Below are 22188 nucleotides of genomic sequence, written 5' to 3'. Positions count from 1 at the left end.
GGCTTCAGTCCCCCTTCGGGTCCAGCACGTCGCGCAAGCCATCGCCCAGCAGGTTGAAGCCCAGGCTGACGATGAAGATGGCAAGGCCGGGCATGGCGGCGACCCACCATTGCTCCAGCACATATTGCCGGCCGCTGGCGATCATCGCCCCCCATTCCGGCAGCGGCGGCTGGGCGCCGAGGCCGAGGAAACCGAGGCCGGCGGCGGTCAGGATGACGCCGGCCATGTCCAGCGTCGTCCGCACGATCAGCGAGGCGATGCAGAGCGGCATGATGTGGCCGAGGATGATGCGCAGGCTGGACGCCCCTTGCAGCCGGGCGGCGCTGATGAAGTCGGCGCGGCGGACGGTCAGCGTCTCCGCCCGCGCGATGCGGGCATAGGGCGGCCAGGAGGTGATGGCGATGGCGATCACCGCATTCTCGATGCCGGGCCCGAGTGCGGCGACGAAGGCCAGCGCCAGGATCAGCTTGGGGAAGGCGAGAGCGATGTCGGTGATGCGCATCAGCATGGTGTCGACCCAGCCGCCGAAATAGCCGGCGGCCGTGCCGATCACCAGACCGGCCAGCGGCGCCGTCGCCGCCACCAGCGCCACGATCATCAGCGTCAGCCGCGCGCCGTGGATCAGGCGGGACAGGATGTCGCGGCCGAAGGCGTCGGTCCCCAGCCAATGGGCCGCACTGGGCGGCAGCAGCCGGTTGTTCAGATCCTGTGCATAGGGGTGATAGGGCGCCAGCACCGGCGCCAGTGCGGCGACGACGACCAGGGCCAGCACGATCAGCAACCCGGCGACGGCCAGCCGGTTGCGGCGGAAGGCGGTCCAGCCGGCCCAGGCGCGGCCCAGCCGGGCTTGCGCCCGCGACTGCGGCGTGTCGGTGGTCAGCCAGTCCCGCCAGCCGGCGGGCCGGGGGGCGGATGGGGTATCGGTGCGCGCGGTCATCGGGCTCGCGGATCCAAAAGGCGGTAGAGCAGGTCGGATAGCAGGTTCAGCGCGATGAAGACCGTGCCGACCACCAGCGTCCCGCCCAGCACCGCGTTCATGTCGGCGCTGAGCAGCGAATTGGTGATGTAGAGGCCGAGGCCGGGCCAGGCGAACACCATCTCGGTCAGCACCGATCCCTCCAACAGGCTGGCATAGGACAGGGCGATGACGGTGATCAGCGGCACGGTGATGTTGCGCAGCGCATGGCCCCAGACCACGCGGGTCTCGGACAGGCCCTTCACCCTGGCGGTGGTGATGTATTCCTGGCGCAGCTGGTCGAGCATGAAGCCGCGGGTCATCCGCGCGATGTAGGCGACGCAGTAGAGGCCGAGGATCGCCGAAGGCAGGACCAGATGCCCGACCGCGTTCCAGAAGATCTCGGTCTCGCCGGCCAGCAGGGCGTCCACCGTGACGAGGCCGGTCACCGGATCGACCATCCCCTCGTAGAAGACGTCGACCCGTCCGGGCCCCGGCGCCCAGTCCAGCTTGGCGTAGAACAGCAGCAGCGCCATTAGCCCGAGCCAGAAGATCGGCACCGAATGGCCGAGCAGACCGAGCAGGCGGATGGCATGGTCGGGCCAGCGCCCGCGGTTGACCGCCGCGAACACCCCGGCGGGGATGCCGAGCACCGCCCCGACGATGGCGGCGACCGTCGCCAGCTCCAGCGTCGCCGGGAAGACGCGCAGCACATCCTCCAGCACAGGGCGGGAGGTCAGCACCGAGGTGCCGAGGTCGCCTTGAGCCACGTCGCCGACATAGCGGAGGAACTGCTGCCACAGCGGCAGGTCGAGGCCGAGCTGCGTGCGCATCTGCGCATAGCTGTCGGCATTCGCGCGGTCGCCGAGCGCCGACAGCACCGGGTCGATCGGCACGACGCGGCCGATCAGGAACGTGACCAGCAGCAGGCCCAGCAGGGTGGCGGCCACCGTGACCAGCAGGGTCAGGCCGCGTTTCAGCGTAGGCAAGAGGACTCCCTCGCGATTGGACGCATCAGGGAATCACAGTCGGGGCTTTGTGCAAAGACCGTCAAGGGCATAAGGGGGCGCCCCCTCTCCCGGACGGGGGGAGGGGGCGGACCGCTTCAGCTCACCAGGTCCCGGCCGGGCTGGGATCGCCATGCGCGCCGGCGGCCGGCTCGTGGTGGGCGAGCCAGCGCTCGGCCTCCAGCGCGGCCATGCAGCCCATGCCGGCGGCGGTGACGGCTTGGCGGTAGACCTTGTCCTTCACGTCGCCGGCGGCGAAGACGCCGGGGATGTTGGTGGCGGTCGAATCGGGCACCGTGACGATGTAGCCCGAATCGTCCATCTCCACCTTGCCCTGGAAGATGCCGGTCGCCGGCACATGGCCGATGGCGACGAAGACGCCGGCCACCGGGATGACGCGCTCGTCACCCGACTTGACGTTCTTGATGCGGACGCCGGTGACGGCGCGCGGGTTGCCCATGGTGCCGTCGCCCTCGCCGACGATCTCCTCGACCGTGCTGTCCCACACCACCTCGATCTTCGGGTGGCGGAACAGGCGGTCCTGCATGATGCGCTCGGCGCGGAAGCTGTCGCGGCGGTGGATGACCGTGACCTTGCTGGCGTGGTTGGTCAGGTACAGCGCCTCCTCGACCGCCGAGTTGCCGCCGCCGATGACCGCAATCTCCTTGCCGCGGAAGAAGAAGCCGTCGCAGGTGGCGCAGGCCGACACGCCGAAGCCGCGATAGATCTCCTCGGTCGAGATGCCGAGCCAGCGCGCCTGGGCGCCGGTGGCGATGATGACGCTGTCGGCGGTGTAGGTGTCGCCGCTGTCGCCCTTGCAGACGAAGGGGCGCTTGGTGAAGTCGACGTCGGTGATCAGGTCGAACACCATTTTGGTGCCGACATGCTCCGCCTGCTTCTGCATCTGCTCCATCAGCCAGGGGCCCTGGATCGGATCGGCGAAGCCGGGGAAATTCTCCACATCGGTGGTGATCGTCAGCTGGCCGCCCGGCTGCATGCCCTGGACCATCAGCGGCTCCAGGTTGGCGCGCGCGGCATAGATGGCGGCGGTGTAGCCGGCCGGGCCGGCGCCGATGATGAGGACCTTGGTGTGGTGCGTGGTGGCCATGGGTCTGATCCCGCAAATTCCCCGCGAACGGAGTCGTGATTAAAACGGTTCTAGAAGCCGAACATATGGTCGAGGCTGAAGGCGGTGTCACCGGCCGCAAGGCAGCCATGGTAGCCGAACAGGCGGCAGGTGGTATCGCGGATCAGCACATAGGCGTGGTCGCCCGCCGCCAACCGTTCCGCTTCGGTAAACATCTCGCGATAACGCCAGAAATGCGAGCCGCCGCAGGGGATCGCCAGCCGTTTGCGCGCCACTTCCACCCCGTCGCGCCGCACCAGCACGAGGCCGGTGTCCGAGGTGGCATGCCACTGGGTCGAGGCAGGGTAGACGAGGTGGCAGAGCGTGTCCCACGGATCGGTGCCCAGCCGCAGGAACAGGCGGGTCGACAGGCCGGGCGGCCGGCCATGGTAGCTCTGCGGCTCGTCGCGGTAGACCATCGCCATGTTGAACATGTGGCTGCCGAAGCTGGTCTCCGCCACATGGCCGGTCGTTACGTCCTCGTAACGGACCAGCGCGTGGAGCCAGCCGTCGGCAATCGTTCCGGCTTCGAAATCATAGACCAGTTCGACGTGGCCCCAGCCATCCACAACAGTCTTGTCGGCGGTCTTGTCGGCGACCAGCCCGGTGACGTCCAGTGCCACGCTGTCGGAGCGCTTCAGGTTGCCGAAGCGGTGTTCGGCCACGGCGGCGCCGTTGCGGTCGTAAACCACCGCCTTCACCGGCAGTTCGGTCTGCGCCGTGCTCATCGGCGTCGGCAGCAGAATGGTGCGCCAGCGGCCCATCGGCAGCAGCGGCGCCGGCAGGATGTGGCCCTTGCCCACCATGCCCTTGTCCACCGCGCCGCCGGTCAGCAGCGGCAGCTTGGGGTCCGGCTTCAGGTCGGTGCGCTCGACATTGGCGTGGGCCATGCGGCGGCGGCCGTCGGCGGCGGCGATCTCGTAGCGCGGGCGGACGAAATGCTTGCCGGCCTGCACCTCGAACTGCTGGGGCCAGCGCGCCTCGGGGAACAGGCTGGCGACGTCCAGTTCAAGGGTGGCGAAGGCCGGGACCGCCCGGTCGAGCGTGCGGATGTCGGTCGAGCCCATCGGGTTCAGGCCGACGGCGCCGGCCGGAATCGGGGTCGGGTGACTGTTCTGGATCCACAACGACACGCGCTCTCCCTCGCGCGGGGCGGGCAGGCCGGCATAGAGGTCGGCCGGCCAGGCGTTGGCGTCGTGGGTGCAGGACAGCACCGTGCCGTCGTCGCCATAGGTGTCGAGCGCGTATTTCACCACGTCATGCCCGGCGGCGCCGATGATGTGCAGGAACAGCGACCCGCAGAAGGGCGACAGGCCGAAGCGCTCGCGCACCTGCCGGCTGTCGATCACCACGGTGCCGTCGGTCGGCGGCATCGGCTCCGTCCAGTCGGCGATCGGGCGGCCCTCGCCGTCGAACAGGCAGGCCCACAGCCGGGTGCCCTTGGCGCCGTAGCGTGGCCAGTAGTTGGCCGACACCACGCGGGTGTGGTGGCCGTCGCCGTCGCGGAACCAGGCGAAGTTGGTCGCCCAGTTGAACTTCGACAGGTAGTGGCCGGGGTCGTTCAGCATGTCTTCCGGCACGCGCATGGCGTCGAGCGAGACGACGCCGGCCTGCTTCGGGATCAGGTGGGCGATGTGGCCTTCCAAGCGCTGCGAATCGAAGGCGACGACGAAGACGGTGCGGGCGCCGCTGGACGGCAGGTCGGTGACCGGGCGGGCGGCATGGCCGAACACCTCCTGTCCGACCTTCTCGATGTCCTGGACGTAGATGCCGCAGAAATCGACCGACGACAGGTCGTAGAACTCCGCCAGCCCCGACAGCAGGCCCAGCGGGTCGTAGACCGCCACCGGGCCGAAGGAGGCCAGTCGCGCGATCAGGATCGCCGCCTTGGGTGCCGCCAGCGGGTGGCCCACCGCCTTGAAGAAGCTGGAACCGCCGGTGACGTTGGAAAAGGTCTCGATCCGAAGGGACATCAGGGCACACACGCGCGAAAGCAAAGCCGGGGCGTCGGTTATAGCCGCTTCGGCCGGGCGGGCGACAGCGATTTGCAGGCGAACGTGATTTGTCGCGGCCCGCGGACGCCCGCAGCGCATCGCGGCGAAGGCCTCCCCTTGTCAAAGAGCGTGTTTCGATATATCTAAGTTTTCGTTATATCGAAACTGCATCAGATGAGGGTTTCATGCTTCGGCATCTGTTTCACAAACATGGCCGCCGCTTCTCGCGTCCCGACTTCGAGGACGAGGCTCCGGACGGGCGCGGCCGTCACGGGCGTCCTGGGCATCGCGGCGGCTGGGAAGGCTGGGGCGGTCACGGTTGGGGCGGTCACGGCCGCGGCGGCCGCGGCGAGCGGCGGGTCTTCGACCATGGCGACCTGCGCCTCGTCCTCTTGTGGCTGATCGCGGAGAAGCCGCGCTCCGGCTACGACCTGATCAAGACGGTCGAGGAGATGGTCGGCGGCGCCTACAGCCCCAGCCCCGGCGTCGTCTACCCGACCCTGACCCTGCTGGAAGAGCAGGGCCACATCCGCGTCGGCGCGACCGAGGGCAACAAGAAGCTCTACGAGATCACGCCGGAAGGCTCGGAGGCGTTGAAGGCGGCGGAGCCGTCGGTCGCCGCGGTGCGCGAGCGCATCGCCCATGCCCGCGCCCGGCAGCAGCGCGAATCCTCGCCGCAGATCCACCGCGCCATCGAGAATTTCAAGCTGGCCCTGCGGCTGCGCCTGTCGCGCGGCGAGCTCACGGGGGAGCAGACCCAGGCCATCGCCGACATCATCGATGACGCCGCCCGCCGCGTCGAACGCATCTGACCGGACAGGAGATCAGGACCATGGCTGTATCGACCGCACGCATCGCCACCCCGAACGGGCGCCGCTACATGACCCAGCTGTGCAAGCACTGGGCGCATAAGTTCGAAGTCGTCTATGACGAGACCCAGGGACTCGTCCCCTTCGCCGCCGACCGCCGCTGCCGGATGGCGGCCGACGATGCGGGGCTGACCCTGACGATTGAAATCGAGGATGCCGGACAGATGGAGCGCATGCAGGAGGTGGTGATAGACCACCTGAAGCGCTTCGCCTTCCGCGAGGATTTGGGGGAGGTGGCCTGGACGCCGGTGGGGTGATGGGGTGGGGTGATGGGGCGGGCTGATGGGACGGGGTGACGCACCCCGCCCGGACGAGGCGGCACATTTTCCCGAGTCTGTCTGCGACAAATCCTGTTGAGAATTACCGCATTGACGGTGTAAAACGGTTCTTAACCAACAGGCGGAAGTGGGGGAGGGGATGGTGGTTCCACCGTCGGCCGCCCACGGTCAGAATACCGGGAGTCGTTCGTGATGCTCCGCATCTCCAAGAAGCTGATGTTCGCCATCGAGGCGGTCCTCGACATCGCCTACAACGCGGGCACCGAGCCGGTGCAGTCCGGCGAGATCACCCGGCGCCAGGGCATTCCGAAGCGCTATCTGGAACAGGTGCTGCAACAGCTGGTGCGCGAAGGCGTGCTGGCCGGCGTGCGGGGCCCTCGCGGCGGCTACCGGCTGGCGCGCGAGCGGCGGCGGATCACGCTGGGCGAGATCGTGAAGGTCGTCCGCGCGATGGAAACCGCCACCGATCCCATCGAGGAGCCGGCGGGTTCGGTGCTGGGCCATCAGGTGGTGCGCCCGCTGTGGGGCGAACTCCAGGACGAATGCATGGCCAAGCTCGACACCATCACCATCGAGGATCTGTGCATGCGCGCGCGGCGCGCCGGGGTGGAGAGCGAGACCGAGGACCGCATCGACTTCACCATCTGATGTCGGGGACTTGGGTGGCGCCACTTCCCGTTTGACAGGCTCCCTGTGCTGGATAATGCTCCGCCTGGGGTGTTGAAATCACATATAACACAAATCTCAGAGGTGGAATCATGGCTGCACCGGAGTTCCGCGGCAAGATCTACGACAGCATCCTCGACACGGTCGGCGCCACGCCGCTGGTGCGGCTGGACCGTCTGGCCGCAGAGTCGGGGGTGAAGGCCCAGATCATCGGCAAGCTGGAGTTCTTCAACCCGCTGGCCAGCGTCAAGGACCGCATCGGCCGCGCCATGATCGAGGCCGCCGAGGCCGCCGGCACCATCGCCCCCGGCCGCACCACGCTGGTCGAGCCCACCTCCGGCAACACCGGCATCGCGCTGGCCTTCGTCGCCGCCGCCAAGGGCTACAAGCTGATCCTGACCATGCCGGAAAGCATGTCGGTGGAACGGCGCAAGATGCTGAAGCTGCTGGGTGCCGAGCTGGTGCTGACCCCGGCGGCGGAAGGCATGAAGGGCGCCATCCGCAAGGCGGAGGAGATCCTGTCCGCCGACCCGAACGCCTATCTGTTGCAGCAGTTCAAGAACACCGCCAATCCGGCCGTCCACCGCGCCACCACGGCGGAGGAGATTTGGAAGGACACCGACGGCCAGGTCGATTTCCTGATCTCCGGCGTCGGCACCGGCGGCACGCTGACCGGCACCGCCGAGGTCCTGAAGTCGCGCAAGCCCTCCTTCAAGGCGGTGGCGGTGGAGCCGGAGGACAGCCCCGTCCTGTCCGGCGGCATGCCCGGTCCGCACAAGATCCAGGGCATCGGCGCCGGCTTCGTGCCCGACATCCTGAAGAAGGAGCTGATCGACGAGGTGGTGCGCATCTCCAACCAGCGCGCCTTCGAAACCGCCCGTTCGGTCGCCCGTCTGGAAGGCGTGCCGGTCGGCATCTCGTCGGGTGCGGCGCTGGCCGCCGCGCTGGAAATCGGTGCCCGTCCGGAAAACGAGGGCAAGCAGATCGTCGTGATCCTGCCGTCCTTCGCCGAGCGCTACCTGTCGACCGCCCTGTTCGAAGGGCTGGAATAAGAAGGGGTTGTCGCCGATAGGGGCGGGTGGGGGCGTGCTCCGCCCCCGCTCCGCAGCCTGAAGATGAAATTCCGGTCCGAAATTTGACGGATTTTGCGAATTCGGCTAAACTCCCCGGCATCAGCAACGTCGTTTCCGTCCGTGCCGACGCCGGGGAGTGACCGCCATGACGGATATTTCCACGTCCACCTATGTTCCGAACCTGTCGAGCAGCGCCTTCTCCCAGTTCAAGGGGAGGACGACGGGTGTCGGTGCCGACGGAGCGAACGCCGACAGCCAGACCTTCACGGTCAGCAAGGCCGGCGAATACAACTTCAAGATCAACAACAGCTTCACCAACGTCGAAATCCGCAACGACCGCAACGAGGTGGTGACCAGCCTCCGGTCGAACGAATCGACGGCGGATGCCAGCGCGCGGCTCGGTCCCGGCACCTACACGGCGACCTTTTCCCAGGGCAACCGCGCGGCGGGCGTGCGCGACTATTCGATGGATGTCACCGAGAAGCAGAACATCCTGGTGACGGCCGGCGGCGCGAGCTTGAAGGGCACCGCCCAGCCGCCGGGGAACGGCGACACCGGCGTCCAGAAGCACACCTTCAACGTCGTGCAGGGCGGCACCTTCACCGCCGACATCTCGCTGCCCAACACGCGCTGGGCGATGATGGACAAGGACGGCAAGGTGGTCGCCGCCAGCGACTCGAGCAAGCCCGACGCCCAGCAGAACTTCCTGCAGAAGCCGACCTACAAGCTGCAACCCGGCCAATACACCATGGTGGTGGTGCCGCCGTCCGACCTGAAGTCGCCGACCGATTTCCGGCTGGGACTGGTCCCGCGCAATCCGGACCTGACGGAATCGGGCACCAATCAGGAAAGCGCCATCCAGAAGACGCTGCGCGAGCGGCAGTCCCGCCTGCAGCAATGGGCGTCCCAGGGGACGACCAAAACCTCGACCAAGGCCTGACGGTTTTTCCATCGCGGCGATTGCGCGCTGCCGGCTTCTCGGAAATCGCGGCATCGAATGTTGCTGCAACGGCCCGTCCTTGCGCTATGCTGCGGGCCATGGACTTCACGGACACCCAGCTTCACCGCTATTCCCGCCACATCGTGCTGCCGGAAGTCGGCGGCATCGGCCAGGAAAAGCTGCTGCAATCCAAGGTGCTGGTCGTCGGTGCCGGCGGCCTGGGCGCACCCTTGCTGCTCTATCTGGCGGCGGCCGGCGTCGGCACCATCGGCATCGTCGACGACGACACGGTCGATCTGTCGAACCTGCAACGGCAGGTGATCCACGACGAATCGACGCTGGGCCTTGCGAAGGTGGAGAGCGCCGCCGCCCGCATCCAGGCGCTGAACCCCGATGTCCGGGTCGAGGCGCACCGCACGCGGATCAACCGCGACAACGCGATGGATCTGATCGCCGGCTACGATCTCGTCGCCGACGGGTCGGACAATTTCGCCACGCGCTTCCTGCTGAACGACGCCTGCTTCCTGGCCGGCAAGACGCTGGTGTCGGCGGCGATCCTGCGCTTCGACGGGCAGCTGAGCACCTTCAAGGCGCATCTGGGCGCGCCGCACCCCTGCTATCGCTGCCTGTTCCCCGAACCGCCGCCGCGCGGCACCGTGCCGTCCTGTTCGGAAGGCGGCGTGCTGGGGGCGCTGGCCGGTTCCGTCGGCTCGCTGCAGGCGACGGAGGTGCTGAAGGAGCTGCTGGGGCTGGGCGAAAGCCTGTCGGGCAGCCTGCTGCTGATGGACACGCTCTATGCGTCCTATCAGCGCATCGCCATCAAGCGGGATCCCGACTGCGCGCTTTGCGGCGATCATCGGACGATCCACGACCTCTCCGCCCACTGACGGGCGCCGTGGCAAACATGGGAGGCGGCCATCATGTCCACTGCCCTGCCTGAGACCATGCCGAATCCTGGGCCGAGTCCTGTGCCCAGTCCTGTGCCGGCTGCCGGAGCCGGCGGGACATCGGCCCTGTCCATCGTGCTGTTCGCCGGCGGCTTCGACCGGGTCCATTACGCGCTGGTGATGGCCAGCGCCGCTGCGGCCACCAACCGCAAGGTCACGCTGTTCTTCACCGGCCGCGCGCTGCGCGCCCTGGTGCACGAGACGGAGCCGGGCGTGCTGGGCTGGCACGACCTGGACCCGGCCGACGACGGCAGCACGCCGGTGGCGCGCGACCGCTATTTCGCCACCCACGGCCTCGCCACCTTCGAGGAATTGCTGGAGGCCTGCGTCGCCATGGGCGTCACGGTGATGGCCTGCGAGATGGGGCTGCGGGCGCTGGGGCTGCCGCCCGGCGTCTCTCTGCGCGCGGACGTGCCGGTCGCCACCGGCGGCGTCGTCACCTTCCTGAACCATGCGTCCAGCGGGGCGCCCGGCGGCGGCGGCATGCTGTTCGTCTGACAGTACTGGAACGCGCATGAGCGACAACCGCGAGATCCTCGACCTCGCCAACCGGTTCGAGTCGATTGCCACCGACGGATTCGAGGGACGACCCTACCGGCCGGCGTTGGCCGACCTCGCCACCCGCGTGCGGGAACGGCCGGGGATGGCACCGCGCGTCGCCCATGCCCTCGGGATCATGATCCAGCTGATCGGCGAGAGCGATCCGGAGGGGCGGTTCGCCGCCAAGACCGCCATCCTGCGCGAGGCGGTGGGCATGCTCAGCGACGCCTGAAAACCAGGGCTTGAGTGGAGCGCAAGTCAGCCATGCGTCACGCCGGAGCGGTCTGTCCCGTCATGGGGGCGATGACACTCCAGATGAGGATGAACACCATGGCATTCCGTTTCACCGTCGCCGCCGACGCGCCGTCCCTGTTCGCCACGCTCTACGGCGCTTCCAAGGCGATCCGCAGCAGCGGCCTGCCGACCGGGCTGATCCACCTGATCGACCTGCGCGTGTCGCAGATCAATGGCTGCACCTATTGCATCGACCTGCACAGCAAGGAAGCCCGCCACGACGGCCAGTCGGAGGAGCGCATCGCCGCCCTTGCCGGGTGGGAGCGGTCGGACCTGTTCCTGCCGGACGAGCGTGCCGCCTTCGCCTGGGCCGAGGTGCTGACCCGCACCCAGCATGACCGCATCGACGAAGCGTACCGGGAGCTGCAACGCCATTTCGACGCCGAGCAGATCGCCCAGCTGACGGTGACGGCAGCGCAGATCAACGCCTGGAACCGCATCGGCATCGCCCAGCATATCGAGGGCACCGCCGTCGGGATGGCGGCGTGACGGCGCTGGCCGACCCGGACACCGCGCTCGCCGCCTTCGCGGGCGAGCGGGCGCGGCTGCGCGCCCTGGCCTACCGGCTGCTCGGCTCGGTGGCCGAGGCGGAAGACACGCTGCAGGACGCCTGGCTGCGCTGGTCGGCCGTGGCGCCCGGCAGCGTCGGGTCGGCCCCCGCCTATCTCACCACCCTGGTGACGCGGCTGGCGCTCGACCGGCTGCGGTCCGCCCGGGTGGCGCGGGAGCGCTATTACGGTCTGTGGCTGCCCGAACCGGAGGTCGCCGGCTGGGACTCCGAGCCGGAGGACGGCATGGGCCCCGAGTCGGTGCCGTTGGCGATGTTGCTGCTGCTGGAACGGCTGGCGCCGGACCAGCGGGCGGTCTTCGTCCTGCGCGAGGCGATGGACCTCGATTATGCGGAGATCGCGGCGATGCTCGGCAAGTCAGTGGAGGCCTGCCGCCAGATCATGCGGCGCGCCCGCGCCAGGCTGGCCGAGCCTGCCGCCTGGGGCCAGCCGGCCGACTCCGCGGATGCCGGGCGGCGTCTGGCCGATGCCTTCGCCGAGGCCAGCGTCCGGCGCGACTATGCCGCCATCGTCGCCCTGCTGTCCGACGACGCGCAATGGCTGAGCGACGGCGGCGGGATGGTGCGGACGGCGGTCAACACGCTGTTCGGCGCCGACCGCATCGCCCGCTTCCTGATCGGCGTCCAGCGCAAGCGCGGCGTCAGCTTCGGCTTCATTCCGGTGCGGGTGAATGGCGGGCCGGGGCTGCTGGCCGATCTGGGCGGGGCGTTCCGCAGCGTGTGGGCCTTCGACATCGCCCCCTGCGGCGACACCGGGAGCAGGATCCTGCGGGTCTATCAGATCGCCAACCCGGAAAAGCTGGAGCGCGTCGCCCTCTTTTAAGCGGTGGCCTCGTCCAGCCAGCGGTCGAGCGCGGCCAGATCGACCGGGCGGGGCAGGATGGGGAAGGGCAGGTTCGGCATGCGCGGGCCGGTCATCAGGATGCGCGTCTGCGGATAGAGCATGGCCGCCAGCGCCGCGGCACGGTCGCCGTCGTCGCCCTCATGGTCGAGCGGAAGCAGGGCCACGGCCGGCGCCTCCGCACCGATGATGGTCAACGCCTCCAGCGCGTCGTCGGTCTGCGAGACCTGGAAGCCGCGGCCGGACAGATGGCCGGCCAGCGCCTCGCGCTGGACGAGGTCGGCATCGGCGATCACCGCACGGCGTCCGCCATAGCCCGGCATCCGGATGTCGGCATCGATGCTGAAAGCCACGGTTCCCCTCCGTCCATCATGTTTTTGTTATGGACAGACGGAGTATGCGGGCGGGCGGCGGGGTTGTAAACGCTTGCTACCTGCGGTTCGACCTTCGTCGAATACGGACCACTTCGCCCTTGTGCATCAGCGCCAGCATCGGCAGGTCGCTGGGATGGTTGCCATAGCCCCAGGTGGCGGCGACCGGGCCATGGCCGGCGATCCAGCCGGTCACCCGGTCCGCCTTGTCCAGCCGCACGCAGTTGGCGGTGCTGAGCCGTCCGGTCAGCCTGCCGTCCACCACCTCCATGCCGGTCGCCAGCAGATCGTCCACCTCCAGCCCGCGCAGCAGCGCCGGCATGTAGAGGTCGAGCGCGCCGGTGGCGATCACCACGCGGCGGCCCTGGCGGCGATGCTCCTTCAGCACGTCCAGCATCGGCTGGTGCCAGCGCACACGCGGCACCATGCGTTCGGCCGCGGCCAGCGCGTCGGCCACCGGCAGCCCGCGCAACGTGCGCTTCAGGTAGATCGCCTTGACCGACCCCGGAAAGTCGCAGCCCGGCCCGCGGCCGCGGACATGGCGGTGCAGGGCCGAACGGATGGCGTCGGCCAGCGCCAGGGCCGCGCGGCGCCGGCCGATCACCTCGCCGACGAACATCGGCAGGCTGTCGCCATGGATCAGCGTCCCGTCGAAGTCGAAGAAGGCGACGCCGGCCGGCCCGGAGACCGGAGACTCCGGCATTGCCCCCGGGAGCGGCTCCGGCGTTGCCGCCGACGGCGGCATGGGCGGCGCGATGCCGGTCTGAGGCTCCAGGCCGGCCGGCGGGGATGACGTCGTTTGCATGACCGCAGTTATCCGGCCGCCACAGGGCGGCGGGCAAGGGGTTTCAGGCCGACATCGCGGAAGACCTGACCCGATGCGGAGGCGGACAAGCGCGTCCGGATCAATGCAGCATGTTCGGGCCGCAGGGCACCTCGAACAGCGGTCCGTCTTCGGAGCCATCGTCGGAGCCGTCATCCTGCCCGGTGCCGTCGTCGGCCTCCTCCAGCTGGGCGATCAGGTCGCCTGACGCTTCCTCCAGCCCGGCCTTGACGGCGATCAGCAGGTTGATGATCTCGCCATTGTCCTGCTCCAGGCTGCGGACCCGTTCCTCCAGCCGGTCGATGCGGCGCATCAGCAGATCCGACAGGCGGTCGAGCCGCTCCAGGACGGGGTCGACGAGGGTCGGGGAGGCGGGGCCGGCCGTGCTCGGCGGGCTCTCGGGCCGGGTTTGGGGGGGCAGGGTGTGGGGGGGCTGGCCCTGGCGGTTGTCGGGACGGTCATCCATGGTGCGGCCGGTTCCGGTCTGTTTTGAGGTTTGCTCCTCGCCTAACCTTGGGCCGGCGCCCCGCAAGGTCCAGACCGGCACCCGATGCACCCCGCAAGCGATGATCGCCTGACCCACCCGTCATGCGGGTGGCGATTCCGGAGGGTGGCGACCTCAGCCGCCACCCCTTGTGCGCAGCGAAAACAGGTTTCGCATATAGTTAAGACTCAGATTTATCGGCACGGCGTTTGCGCGGGACGCCGTACAGTTCCAACCGATGGCCGATCAGGTCATAGCCCAATTCGCGGGCTATGCTTTCCTTCAGCCGTTCCATTTCATCGTTGGTGAACTCGATCACTTCGCCCGAGTCGACATCGATCAGATGATGGTGATGATCGGTCCTGGTTTCTTCGTAACGGGCGCGGCCGTCGCCGAAATCGAGCCGGTCGATGACGTGCGCCTCCTCGAACAGCCGCATCGTCCGGTAGACGGTGGCGATGGAAATGCGCGGGTCGATGGCGGATGCACGGCGATGCACCTCCTCCACATCGGGATGGTCCGTCGCCTCCGACAGCACGCGCGAGATCACGCGGCGCTGGTCGGTCATCTTCAATCCCTTCTTCACGCACAGTTCTTCGAGGCGCGAGGGCATGGACATCCCCTGTAATCCTGTCTTCGTTCGACGGGCGGCGGTTCGCCCCTCCGGTCTCCCTGATGCCCCGGAACGCCAGCGGAAAGAGCCGGCAACGGAGGCGTTGTTCAGTTCGCCCCGGCCGGCCGTTCGCGGCACCCCGAATACCCGACCATCATACTGTGTTTCGGAGACATTCTCAAACACCCACGTCCCCGCCGGACGGCCGAGCGGAGGAGGCTTTCGTCGCCAAGGACATAATACTTTCAGACTATTGGGCGATGCCGTCATGGAGCGGGGTAGAAACCAATTGCTCATAATCCGCTGCTAGGTTTTCCCCTTGGGCAAGCGCCGTCCGATCCGGGCGGCGCGCCTGCCGGACATCCACCGGGCCCGACAACGCCCGACAGGAGGGAGGGAAGCCGCTGTGACGCCGTTCGATTTCCCGCCTTCCACCTCTTCGTTCACGGCGGAGCCGCATATGGACGAACCCGCCTTCACCGCCGCCGGCTTGGCCGTTCCGGTCGCTCCGCTTTCCTCCTCGCAGGATTGCGCCGCCGCCCTTGCCCGTTTCCAGCGCCAGCCGGAGCTTGCCGCCCTGCCGGTGGTCGACGGCGACGGCCGCGTCGCCGGACTGCTGGAGCGCGGCCGGCTGCTGCCGGACGGCAGCGGAGAGGGGATCGGCACGCGGACGGTCGCCGACCTGATGGATCCGCATCCGCTGCTGATCGACGGCGCGACCCGGCTGGCGGAGATCGGGCGGCGGCTGGCGCGGCTGAAGCCGGCGGCGCTGGTGACCGGCTTCCTGGTGGTGGAGCAGGACCGCTATCTGGGCGTCGGCACGGTCACCGGGCTGATGGCGCGCTCTGCCGAGCAGACGGAACTGCGCGCCCGCCAGCTGGACGAGGCGCGCCGGCAGGCCGAGCAGGCGATCCGCGCCAAGACCGCCTTCCTCGCCAACATGAGCCACGAGATCCGCACGCCGCTGACGGCGATGATGGGCTTCGCCGAACTGCTGGAGCAGGAGGTGCTGGGGCCGCACGCCATTCCGCTCTATCGCGAATATGCCCGCGACATCGCCGAAAGCGGCCGGCACCTGATGGAATTGATCAACGACCTGCTCGACCTGTCGAAGGCCGATGCCGACCGGCTGGAGCTGGTGGACGGGACGGTGGATGTGGTGCGGGTGGCGATCGGCACGGCGCGGCTGCTGGCCGAACGGGCCGCGCGCCATGGCGTCAGCATCGCCACCGCGGTGCCGCTGGACCTGCCGCCGCTGCGGGCGGACGAACGCAAGCTGCGCCAGATGCTGCTGAACCTGCTGTCCAACGCGGTGAAGTTCACGCCGGCCGACGGGATCGTGACGCTGCGCGGCCGCGTGGCGGTGGACGGTGCGCTCTGGCTGTCGGTGCACGACACCGGCATCGGCATGACCGGGGAGGAGCTGGCCAAGGCGCTGGAGCCCTGGGGACAGGTGGACAGTGCGCTGGCCCGCAGCCAGGTCGGCACCGGGCTGGGACTGCCGCTGACCAAGCGGCTGATCGAGCTGCATGGCGGCCGGCTCGACGTGGTCAGCCGGCGCGACGAGGGCACCACCATCTCGCTGGTCTTCCCGCCCCGGCGGGTGGGGCGGGGGTAGAACGGGAAAAGCCCCTCCTGAATTGCCCTCTCCCGTCCCGGGAGAGGGAGGGGACCCGCGCCGAAGGCGTGGGGAGGGTGAGGGGGTGGCCAAGACTCCCGAACCGCATGGTTTCTTGGATCACCCCTCACCCTTCCCTCTCCCGGGGCGGGAGAGGGAAGTCATCCCGATGCGTTTACGCCAAGCCCTTCTCCATCGCGCTCGCCAGCCGGCGGGCGAAGGCGGCGGGGTCGGGCAGGGGTTCGCCCTCGACGATGCGGGCCTGGTCGAGCAGCAGCCACGCCGCATCCTCCAGCGCGTCGGTGGCGCCGCTGCCCTTGGCCCGGTCGGCCAGCCGCTTGATCAGGGCGTGCGACGGGTTGATCTCCAGGATGCGCTTGCCGACCTCGCCGTTCAGCTGCTTGTGCTGCTTCAGCAGGCGTTCCAGATGCATGTCCATGTCGTTGTCGTCGGCGACCAGGCAGACGGCGCTGTCGGTCAGGCGTTCGGACTTGCGGACATCCTTCACCGCGTCGGACAGGGTCAGCTTCAGCAGGGCCAGGAGGTCGGTCAGCTCGCCCTCCGGCGTCTTCTCCTCCGGCTTCTCGGACTCCTCGCCCTTGATCTTGCCGAGATCGGCGCCGCCGCGGGTCACCGACTTGAACGGCTTGCCGTCATAGACACCGACCGACGGCATCCAGAACTCGTCCACCGGGTCGGTCAGCAGCAGCACCTCGACGCCCTTGGCCTTGAAGCCTTCCAGCTGCGGGCTGCGCAGCAGGGTGTCGAGGTCGTCGCCGCTGATGGTGTAGATGGCGTCCTGGCCGTCCTTCATGCGGGCGACATACTGCTCCAGCGACACCAGCTCGTCGCCGGCGGTGGTGCGGAAGCGCAGCAGCTTCAGCAACTCGTCCCGGTGCTCGTAGTCCTCGTAGAGGCCTTCCTTCAGCACCGCGCCGAAGTTTTCCCAGAAGCTGTCGTATTCGGCGGCGTTCTCGCTGTCCTTGGCCTTTTTCGACAGCTCCGACAGGACGCGCCGCGTGATGCCGGCCTTGATCTTGGCCAGCATCGGGTTGTGCTGCAGCATCTCGCGGCTGATGTTCAGCGGCAGATCCTCGCTGTCGACCACGCCGCGCAGGAAGCGCAGGTAGGGCGGGATCAGCCCTTCGGCCGAGTCGGTGATGAAGACGCGCTTGACGTACAGCTTCACCCGGTGGGCGCGCTTGGGGTCGAACAGGTCGAACGGCTTGGTCGAGGGCACATAGAGCAGGTTGGTGTATTCCAGCGCCCCTTCGGCCCGCCAGTGCAGGGTCAGCCACGGATCGTCGAAGGCGTGGCCGACATGGTGGTAGAATTCCTTGTACTGGTCGGCGGTGATCTCCGACTTCGACCGGGTCCACAGGGCCGACGCGCTGTTCAGCGCCTTGGCGTCCTCGCCCTCGCCGAACAGGATCGGGATGGCGATGTGGTCGGAGTATTTGCGGACGATGCCGCCGAGACGGGCCTCGTCGAGATACTCGTCGTCGCCCGCGCGCAGATGCAGGACGATCTGCGTGCCGCGCGGCAGGCCGTCGGCCTCGGCGACGGTGAACTCGCCCTTGCCGTCGGACTCCCAGCGCCAGCCGGTGGGCTCGCCGGCCTTGCGGGTCAGGACCGTCACCTTATCGGCGGCCATGAAGGCGGAATAGAAGCCGACGCCGAACTGGCCGATCAGGTTGACGTCCTTCTTGCCGTCGCCCTTCTCGGCACCGTCCAGCGACTTCATGAAGGCGGCGGTGCCGGAGCGGGCGATGGTGCCGAGATTCTCGACCAGATCGTCGCGGTTCATGCCGATGCCGTTGTCGGCGACGGTCAGGGTCCGCGCGTCCTTGTCGACCAGCAGGCGGACCTTGAGGTTCGGATCGTCGGCCGAGAGTTCCGGCTGGGTCAGCGCCGCGTAGCGCAGGCGGTCGCAGGCGTCCGACGCGTTGGAGACCAGTTCGCGCAGGAACACTTCCTTCTCGCTGTAGAGCGAGTGGGCGACGATGTCGAGCAGACGGCTGACCTCGGCTTGAAAACTGAGCCGTTCCTCGGTCATGGGGGCACCTTCGTTGGTTTTTGCACGGGTGGTGGCGTCAAGACGGCGGAGATATGTGAAAGCGTCCCGGCCGTTCAAGAGGCTTGTGCCGTGCAACCGCGGGAGGTGTGCGGCGGGGTGTCGCGGTGGAGGGGGCTGAACCGGAGGTCCCGCCTCCTCTCCTTTGCCGCATCGGGAGTGACGGTCTTCATTCCATATGCGGGGATTCGCTGTAGAGCTGTTCCGCCAGTCCCTTCCGGTACATCGCGTCGATCTGCTCGACCGACAGGTCCGCCAGCCCCGCCTGGTCCTTCACCACCTGGCCGGGAGACGGCATGTCGCGCGGCACGGACCACGCATCCGGTTGCCACAGATGCGAGCGGCGCAGCGCCTTGCCGCAATGGAAGAAGGCTTCCCGCACGGACAGGCGGATGGCGGCCTTGGGGGTGCGTCCCTCTTCCCTCAGCCGTTCGAGCAGGGGCGGGGCCTTGGTCACGGTGGCGATGCCGTTGACCCGCAGGAAGATGTCCACCCCCGGCACCAGGAACACCAGTCCGCAGCCGCCGTCGGAGGTGAGGATGTTGGTGATCGACGAGAGCTTGTTGTTGCCGGGCCAGTCGGGCAGGGCCAGCGTGTGGCGGTCTTCGGCCTGGACGAATCCCGGACGCCCGCCGCGCGGCGAACAATCCATCCCGCTTTCCGCCATGGTGGCGACGAAGACCAGCGGCGATTCGGCGACGAAGCGCAGGCAGTGATCGTCGAGGAAGGGAAAGCTCATCTTCACGATGCGCTCGGACGGCATGTCGTAGAGCTGCCGCAGCGCCTCGACCGTGTGGATGCGGTGGGGATCCATGGGCGTTCCTCTGCTGGGCCGCGGTGCGCGGCGACGGGTAAACTAACGTTGTTAGATTTGACCTAACGGCGTTAGTTTGTCAATCCCGGCAGGAAGAAGCGGACTTATGGCCATGCGTGTGCAGCGACAGGACATCATCGACGCCGCGATGACCCTGCTGGATGACGTGGGGATCGAGGGGCTGACGATGCGGCGCCTCGCCGGGGCGCTGCGGATCCAGGCGCCATCGCTCTATTGGCATTTCGCCGGTAAGCAGGCGCTTCTCGACGCGATGGCCGACGCCCTGCTGGCGGAGATGAGGCTTCCTGCCGATGCGGGACTGCCCTGGGACGCGTGGCTGCGGGAGATGGCGACGGAGTTCCGCCGTGCCTTGAAGTCCCGGCGCGACGGGGCGCGTGTCTATGCCGGAACCTTTCCGGTCATGGACAATGTTCTGCACGTCAGCGACCGCGCCATCGCGACCCTGCGCGCCGCCGGCGCCGACGAGCGCACGGCGGCCCATATGCTGTTCACGGTGCTGTATTTCGTGATCGGCTTCACCATCGAGGAACAGGCGACCCTGCCGCCTCCCGGTGGAAACGGCGAGGGGATCGACCTGAAACGGGTGGCGCAGCAGCTGACGGCGGAGCAGGAGGCACGCTATCCCCATGCCGCCGCCACGGTGAGGCTGCTGATCGCGGACAATGACGACGACGCCCGCTTCCGGTTCGGTCTGGACCGTCTGATCGACGGGTTGAGGGCTGCCGTCCCCGTTTCCAGCCCCAATCCAAACAAAACCCCCGATCCCGGTTTGCCGGAATCGGGGGCCTAGCAGGTCTGAAGCTTCGGCGTGCCGTCTGCCGGGCTTACTTCTTCTTCGGCTTTTCCGCCGGGGCCGGGGCGGGTTCGCTGCCGCCGGCCAGCAGGGCGGTCATGTCGGCGCCGTTCAGCAGGAGCTGGCCTGCGTCCGTGATGTCGATCTTGTAGGTGCGGGTGTCGGCGCCGGTGTCGTCCTTGCCGGCCTGCCCCAGGGCCTGCACCATCGCCAGACCGGCGAGCAGATCCTGGGTCTCCTTGTCGGGCTTGGCGCCGGGGGCCGGCTGCATCGCCTTCACCGCGGCGTCGATGCCGCGCAGCAGGACGGTGGCGCCGCCGGTGACGCCGAAGGCGGCCTGGGTCGCGACCTTGACCGCGCCGGTGGCGGTGCCGGCCGTCGCCGGGGTGTCGAGGTTCAGCGCGTCGATGCGCAGCTCGGTCCCGGCTTCGCCCATCGCGGTCATCGCCTGCTGCATGACCACGTCCGCCGAGGGCGAGGAGGGGGCGGCCGCCTTGGCCTTGGCGCCCTTCTTCGCCGGCGGGGCCTCTTCGGCCTCGGCGCTCTTGGCCAGTTCGGTGAAGGCCTTCCACAGGGCGCTGTTCGGCAGCTTGGCGACCGACAGCTTCATTTCGAAGGCGCGCGGGGTGAAGGCGACCGGGGCCGGCGACGGCGTCATGGTGAAGTCGCGCGCCTCGATGCCCATGCTGACGGTGGACATCGCCTGGTCGAGATCGGTCAGGCCGCTGCGGAAGGCGAGATGGCCGAGAGCCACCGCGGTGCCGTCCTCCGGATTGACGAAGGACAGGTTGGACAGGCGCATCGCGCCGCTGATGCCGCCGAACATGCCCTGGAGCTTGGGCAGCAGTTCGGAGCTAGTCGGCGCCACGCCCTTGGCGGCGGTCTGTTCGGACAGCTTCTGCAGCGCGCTGACCTTGGTCAGGTCGACGCGGCTGTAGGTCGCCTCGGTGGTGACGCCGCCGATCTTGAGCAGCTCCTTGTTCTTGTCGTCCTGCACCGACAGGCCGCCGAAGGCGAAGGCGGCCGGGCCGCTCCACAGGGTGGCGCCGCCGGTTGCGGTCTCCGGCTTCAGGTCCTGCACCATGGTCATGGTGGCGATGGACAGCTTGCCCTTGCCGCCGGCGGCGGTGACCGCCAGATCGTTGAAGGCGCCGTCGACCGTCAGCAGGGTTTCCAGCGCACCCGACCAGGTGCTGGTGAAGGACTGCTTGCCGATGGTGATGGTGGCGGCATCGACATATTCGTCGTTGTCGTCGAGGTTCTGCACCTTCATGGCGCTGGGCAGCGTGATCGACACGCCGTACTGGCTGTCGTCCTTCGGCGTCACCGCCAGCAGGATGGTGCCGATGTCGAACAGGGTGCCTTCCGCATCCTCGGCCGACAGGCGCGGCAGCGCGACGTCGTAATGGTCGCCGGCCGGCTTGACCGTCGGTTCGCCCTCCCATTCGAAGCCGATGCCCTCGCCATCCTCGGCGGGCGGCGGGAACCAGCGGGGCAGATCCTTCTTCAGCGACGCGGCGAGCGCCTTGGCGCCGGCGTCGTCGACGGCCGGGGCGGCCTGGGCAGGCGACCAGCCGGCCACCAGAGCCAGCATGCCGCCGGCGATCAGGGCGGGCCTGAGGGAACGGACCGGCAGGGCCGGAGCGGGCGAAGAACGGCGGAGACGCATCGAGCAACTACTCCCAACTACGATTTAGGGAGCACGTTAATCTTGATACGCTCGGCCGGTCCATGCCCCTCTTGGGCGAAATCCAAACAGGATATTAAAAATCCAGGTCGGCATAGTGCTTGGGCGGCGGGCAGCCGGTGATGTTGTCGGCCAGCAGCGCGCGGAAGCTGGGGCGCGACTTGATCCGGGCGTACCAGTCCTTGGCCTCCGGGCTGCGGTCCCACGGCACGTTGTCGATATAGTCGAGGCAGGACAGCTGCGCCGCGGCGGCGATGTCGGCCAGGGTGAAGGACGACCCGGCCAGCCAGGGCCGGCGCTCCGACAGGAAGGCGATGTAGTCGAGGTGGTAGGTGACGTTGGCCAGCCCGGCGCGGATCGCCGGCGCGAAGGGGTGGCCCTGTCCTGACAGCCGCTTGATCAGCTTTTCGCCGACGAGGTTTTCCGCCACCTCGCGTTCGAACTTGTGGAGGAACCAGTCGGCGACCCGCCGAACCTCGGCCCGCGCCGCGATCTCGCGCGGCAGCAGGGGGGTGTCGGGATAGGCTTCCTCCAGATATTCGATGACGGCGAGGCCGCCGGCGACGACCGTTCCGTCCTCCTCCACCAGCACCGGAACCTCGGCGGCCGGGTTCAGCTTCAGGAAGTCGGTCCGCCGTTCCCACGGCCTTTCGACCACGGGTTCGAAGGGCAGGCCCTTCTCGGCGAGCATCACGCGCGCGGTGCGCGACAGGGCGTGGATCGGGTGGTGGTACAGGGTTCGCATGGCGGCGGGACTTTACCGCAACGCGGCAAGCGAAAACAGCCTGCGCA

24 protein-coding genes are annotated in these 22188 nt (G+C 68.2%); 12 read left to right on the top strand and 12 right to left on the bottom strand.

What is annotated here, in order from left to right:
- Positions 1 to 4: 4 nt before the first annotated feature.
- The 4 genes from nikC to CRT60_RS33120 all read right to left on the bottom strand — a co-directional run bounded on the left by nikC (position 5) and on the right by CRT60_RS33120 (position 5061).
- On the bottom strand, positions 5 to 937 hold the full coding sequence (gene nikC, locus CRT60_RS33135) for a nickel transporter permease (RefSeq protein ID WP_098740612.1): 933 nt from the start codon (positions 935 to 937) through the stop codon (positions 5 to 7).
- A complete protein-coding gene (locus tag CRT60_RS33130) occupies positions 934 to 1944 on the bottom strand; it encodes an ABC transporter permease (protein WP_098740611.1) in 1011 nt (336 codons plus the stop codon). Before CRT60_RS33130 ends, nikC begins: the two co-directional genes overlap by 4 nt.
- 121 nt (positions 1945 to 2065) lie before the next feature.
- On the bottom strand, positions 2066 to 3070 hold the full coding sequence (gene trxB / locus CRT60_RS33125) for a thioredoxin-disulfide reductase (RefSeq protein ID WP_098740610.1): 1005 nt from the start codon (positions 3068 to 3070) through the stop codon (positions 2066 to 2068).
- A 50-nt stretch (positions 3071 to 3120) separates the two neighbouring features.
- Positions 3121 to 5061, bottom strand: coding sequence for a hypothetical protein (locus CRT60_RS33120; RefSeq protein ID WP_098740609.1), 1941 nt, complete (start codon positions 5059 to 5061; stop codon positions 3121 to 3123).
- A 206-nt stretch (positions 5062 to 5267) separates the two neighbouring features.
- Here CRT60_RS33120 and CRT60_RS33115 point away from each other — a divergent pair, with 206 nt between their 5' ends.
- The 10 genes from CRT60_RS33115 (at position 5268) to sigJ (ending at position 12080) form a co-directional block, all read left to right on the top strand.
- Positions 5268 to 5894, top strand: a complete 627-nt coding sequence (locus tag CRT60_RS33115; RefSeq protein ID WP_098740608.1) for a PadR family transcriptional regulator — start codon at positions 5268 to 5270, stop codon at positions 5892 to 5894.
- A gap of 20 nt (positions 5895 to 5914) precedes the next feature.
- Positions 5915 to 6208, top strand: a complete 294-nt coding sequence (locus tag CRT60_RS33110; RefSeq protein ID WP_098740607.1) for a DUF2218 domain-containing protein — start codon at positions 5915 to 5917, stop codon at positions 6206 to 6208.
- Positions 6209 to 6421: 213 nt separating this feature from the next.
- On the top strand, positions 6422 to 6877 hold the full coding sequence (locus CRT60_RS33105) for an RrF2 family transcriptional regulator (RefSeq protein WP_012972993.1): 456 nt from the start codon (positions 6422 to 6424) through the stop codon (positions 6875 to 6877).
- Positions 6878 to 6987: 110 nt separating this feature from the next.
- Entirely contained in the window at positions 6988 to 7947 is a 960-nt protein-coding gene (gene cysK / locus CRT60_RS33100) for a cysteine synthase A (protein ID WP_098740606.1), read from the top strand.
- Positions 7948 to 8113: 166 nt separating this feature from the next.
- Positions 8114 to 8908, top strand: coding sequence for a hypothetical protein (locus CRT60_RS33095; protein ID WP_098740605.1), 795 nt, complete (start codon positions 8114 to 8116; stop codon positions 8906 to 8908).
- A 98-nt stretch (positions 8909 to 9006) separates the two neighbouring features.
- A complete protein-coding gene (locus CRT60_RS33090) occupies positions 9007 to 9795 on the top strand; it encodes a HesA/MoeB/ThiF family protein (protein ID WP_161958142.1) in 789 nt (262 codons plus the stop codon).
- A 57-nt stretch (positions 9796 to 9852) separates the two neighbouring features.
- Positions 9853 to 10353 carry a DsrE family protein gene (locus CRT60_RS33085; RefSeq protein WP_193548484.1) on the top strand — a complete coding sequence of 167 codons (501 nt, stop codon included), beginning with the start codon at positions 9853 to 9855 and terminating at the stop codon, positions 10351 to 10353.
- 16 nt (positions 10354 to 10369) lie between these two features.
- Complete coding sequence (locus tag CRT60_RS33080) at positions 10370 to 10627, top strand: hypothetical protein (protein ID WP_098740602.1); 258 nt, start codon at positions 10370 to 10372, stop codon at positions 10625 to 10627.
- A gap of 98 nt (positions 10628 to 10725) precedes the next feature.
- Positions 10726 to 11178, top strand: a complete 453-nt coding sequence (locus tag CRT60_RS33075) for a carboxymuconolactone decarboxylase family protein (protein ID WP_098741160.1) — start codon at positions 10726 to 10728, stop codon at positions 11176 to 11178.
- Positions 11175 to 12080 carry an RNA polymerase sigma factor SigJ gene (sigJ, locus tag CRT60_RS33070; protein WP_098740601.1) on the top strand — a complete coding sequence of 302 codons (906 nt, stop codon included), beginning with the start codon at positions 11175 to 11177 and terminating at the stop codon, positions 12078 to 12080. The genes CRT60_RS33075 and sigJ overlap by 4 nt, the downstream gene beginning before the upstream one ends.
- Here sigJ and CRT60_RS33065 read toward each other — a convergent pair.
- The 4 genes from CRT60_RS33065 to CRT60_RS33050 form a co-directional block, all read right to left on the bottom strand.
- Positions 12077 to 12451, bottom strand: coding sequence for a response regulator (locus tag CRT60_RS33065; protein WP_098740600.1), 375 nt, complete (start codon positions 12449 to 12451; stop codon positions 12077 to 12079). The two genes, sigJ and CRT60_RS33065, sit on opposite strands and share 4 nt — an antisense overlap.
- Before the next feature lie 76 nt (positions 12452 to 12527).
- A complete protein-coding gene (locus CRT60_RS33060) occupies positions 12528 to 13274 on the bottom strand; it encodes an HAD family hydrolase (RefSeq protein ID WP_098740599.1) in 747 nt (248 codons plus the stop codon).
- A gap of 100 nt (positions 13275 to 13374) precedes the next feature.
- Complete coding sequence (locus CRT60_RS33055; RefSeq protein ID WP_193548474.1) at positions 13375 to 13758, bottom strand: hypothetical protein; 384 nt, start codon at positions 13756 to 13758, stop codon at positions 13375 to 13377.
- A gap of 199 nt (positions 13759 to 13957) precedes the next feature.
- Positions 13958 to 14389 carry a Fur family transcriptional regulator gene (locus CRT60_RS33050; protein ID WP_042701979.1) on the bottom strand — a complete coding sequence of 144 codons (432 nt, stop codon included), beginning with the start codon at positions 14387 to 14389 and terminating at the stop codon, positions 13958 to 13960.
- 460 nt (positions 14390 to 14849) lie between these two features.
- Between CRT60_RS33050 and CRT60_RS33045 the strand changes: the two genes are divergently transcribed.
- Positions 14850 to 16007 (top strand): sensor histidine kinase, encoded by a 1158-nt coding sequence (locus CRT60_RS33045; protein ID WP_098740598.1) that lies wholly within the window; start codon positions 14850 to 14852, stop codon positions 16005 to 16007.
- 175 nt (positions 16008 to 16182) lie between these two features.
- Here CRT60_RS33045 and htpG read toward each other — a convergent pair whose 3' ends face one another.
- Together htpG and CRT60_RS33035 are read right to left on the bottom strand one after the other, a co-directional pair.
- Entirely contained in the window at positions 16183 to 18063 is a 1881-nt protein-coding gene (gene htpG / locus CRT60_RS33040; RefSeq protein ID WP_098740597.1) for a molecular chaperone HtpG, read from the bottom strand.
- Between the two features lie 187 nt (positions 18064 to 18250).
- A complete protein-coding gene (locus CRT60_RS33035; RefSeq protein WP_098740596.1) occupies positions 18251 to 18895 on the bottom strand; it encodes an MSMEG_1061 family FMN-dependent PPOX-type flavoprotein in 645 nt (214 codons plus the stop codon).
- A gap of 112 nt (positions 18896 to 19007) precedes the next feature.
- Between CRT60_RS33035 and CRT60_RS33030 the strand changes: the two genes are divergently transcribed.
- Positions 19008 to 19706, top strand: a complete 699-nt coding sequence (locus CRT60_RS33030) for a TetR/AcrR family transcriptional regulator C-terminal domain-containing protein (RefSeq protein ID WP_098741159.1) — start codon at positions 19008 to 19010, stop codon at positions 19704 to 19706.
- Between the two features lie 34 nt (positions 19707 to 19740).
- Here the strand turns inward: CRT60_RS33030 and CRT60_RS33025 are convergent, their stop codons facing one another.
- Together CRT60_RS33025 and CRT60_RS33020 are read right to left on the bottom strand one after the other, a co-directional pair.
- Positions 19741 to 21378, bottom strand: a complete 1638-nt coding sequence (locus CRT60_RS33025; protein ID WP_098740595.1) for a hypothetical protein — start codon at positions 21376 to 21378, stop codon at positions 19741 to 19743.
- A 94-nt stretch (positions 21379 to 21472) separates the two neighbouring features.
- The gene (locus tag CRT60_RS33020) at positions 21473 to 22141 is read right to left on the bottom strand and encodes a glutathione S-transferase family protein (RefSeq protein ID WP_098740594.1); all 669 of its coding nucleotides are present in this window, start codon (positions 22139 to 22141) and stop codon (positions 21473 to 21475) included.
- Positions 22142 to 22188: the final 47 nt, after the last annotated feature.

It is taken from the genome of Azospirillum palustre (assembly GCF_002573965.1).
GTDB lineage: Bacteria > Pseudomonadota > Alphaproteobacteria > Azospirillales > Azospirillaceae > Azospirillum > Azospirillum palustre.
The sequence above is the reverse complement of the archived record's forward strand: the minus strand, read 5'-3'. Positions and strand labels throughout refer to the sequence as shown.

Excerpts from the sequence above, each read along its gene's own strand:
- nikC (WP_098740612.1), bottom strand. The coding sequence starts at position 937 with ATGACCGCGCGCACCGATACCCCATCCGCCCCCCGGCCCGCCGGCTGG.
- trxB (WP_098740610.1), bottom strand. The coding sequence starts at position 3,070 with ATGGCCACCACGCACCACACCAAGGTCCTCATCATCGGCGCCGGCCCG.
- CRT60_RS33120 (WP_098740609.1), bottom strand. The coding sequence starts at position 5,061 with ATGTCCCTTCGGATCGAGACCTTTTCCAACGTCACCGGCGGTTCCAGC.
- CRT60_RS33115 (WP_098740608.1), top strand. The coding sequence starts at position 5,268 with ATGCTTCGGCATCTGTTTCACAAACATGGCCGCCGCTTCTCGCGTCCC.
- CRT60_RS33110 (WP_098740607.1), top strand. The coding sequence starts at position 5,915 with ATGGCTGTATCGACCGCACGCATCGCCACCCCGAACGGGCGCCGCTAC.
- CRT60_RS33105 (WP_012972993.1), top strand. The coding sequence starts at position 6,422 with ATGCTCCGCATCTCCAAGAAGCTGATGTTCGCCATCGAGGCGGTCCTC.
- cysK (WP_098740606.1), top strand. The coding sequence starts at position 6,988 with ATGGCTGCACCGGAGTTCCGCGGCAAGATCTACGACAGCATCCTCGAC.
- CRT60_RS33095 (WP_098740605.1), top strand. The coding sequence starts at position 8,114 with ATGACGGATATTTCCACGTCCACCTATGTTCCGAACCTGTCGAGCAGC.
- CRT60_RS33090 (WP_161958142.1), top strand. The coding sequence starts at position 9,007 with ATGGACTTCACGGACACCCAGCTTCACCGCTATTCCCGCCACATCGTG.
- CRT60_RS33085 (WP_193548484.1), top strand. The coding sequence starts at position 9,853 with ATGCCGAATCCTGGGCCGAGTCCTGTGCCCAGTCCTGTGCCGGCTGCC.
- CRT60_RS33080 (WP_098740602.1), top strand. The coding sequence starts at position 10,370 with ATGAGCGACAACCGCGAGATCCTCGACCTCGCCAACCGGTTCGAGTCG.
- CRT60_RS33075 (WP_098741160.1), top strand. The coding sequence starts at position 10,726 with ATGGCATTCCGTTTCACCGTCGCCGCCGACGCGCCGTCCCTGTTCGCC.
- CRT60_RS33060 (WP_098740599.1), bottom strand. The coding sequence starts at position 13,274 with ATGCAAACGACGTCATCCCCGCCGGCCGGCCTGGAGCCTCAGACCGGC.
- CRT60_RS33055 (WP_193548474.1), bottom strand. The coding sequence starts at position 13,758 with ATGGATGACCGTCCCGACAACCGCCAGGGCCAGCCCCCCCACACCCTG.
- CRT60_RS33050 (WP_042701979.1), bottom strand. The coding sequence starts at position 14,389 with ATGCCCTCGCGCCTCGAAGAACTGTGCGTGAAGAAGGGATTGAAGATG.
- CRT60_RS33045 (WP_098740598.1), top strand. The coding sequence starts at position 14,850 with ATGGACGAACCCGCCTTCACCGCCGCCGGCTTGGCCGTTCCGGTCGCT.
- htpG (WP_098740597.1), bottom strand. The coding sequence starts at position 18,063 with ATGACCGAGGAACGGCTCAGTTTTCAAGCCGAGGTCAGCCGTCTGCTC.
- CRT60_RS33035 (WP_098740596.1), bottom strand. The coding sequence starts at position 18,895 with ATGGATCCCCACCGCATCCACACGGTCGAGGCGCTGCGGCAGCTCTAC.
- CRT60_RS33030 (WP_098741159.1), top strand. The coding sequence starts at position 19,008 with ATGCGTGTGCAGCGACAGGACATCATCGACGCCGCGATGACCCTGCTG.
- CRT60_RS33025 (WP_098740595.1), bottom strand. The coding sequence starts at position 21,378 with ATGCGTCTCCGCCGTTCTTCGCCCGCTCCGGCCCTGCCGGTCCGTTCC.
- CRT60_RS33020 (WP_098740594.1), bottom strand. The coding sequence starts at position 22,141 with ATGCGAACCCTGTACCACCACCCGATCCACGCCCTGTCGCGCACCGCG.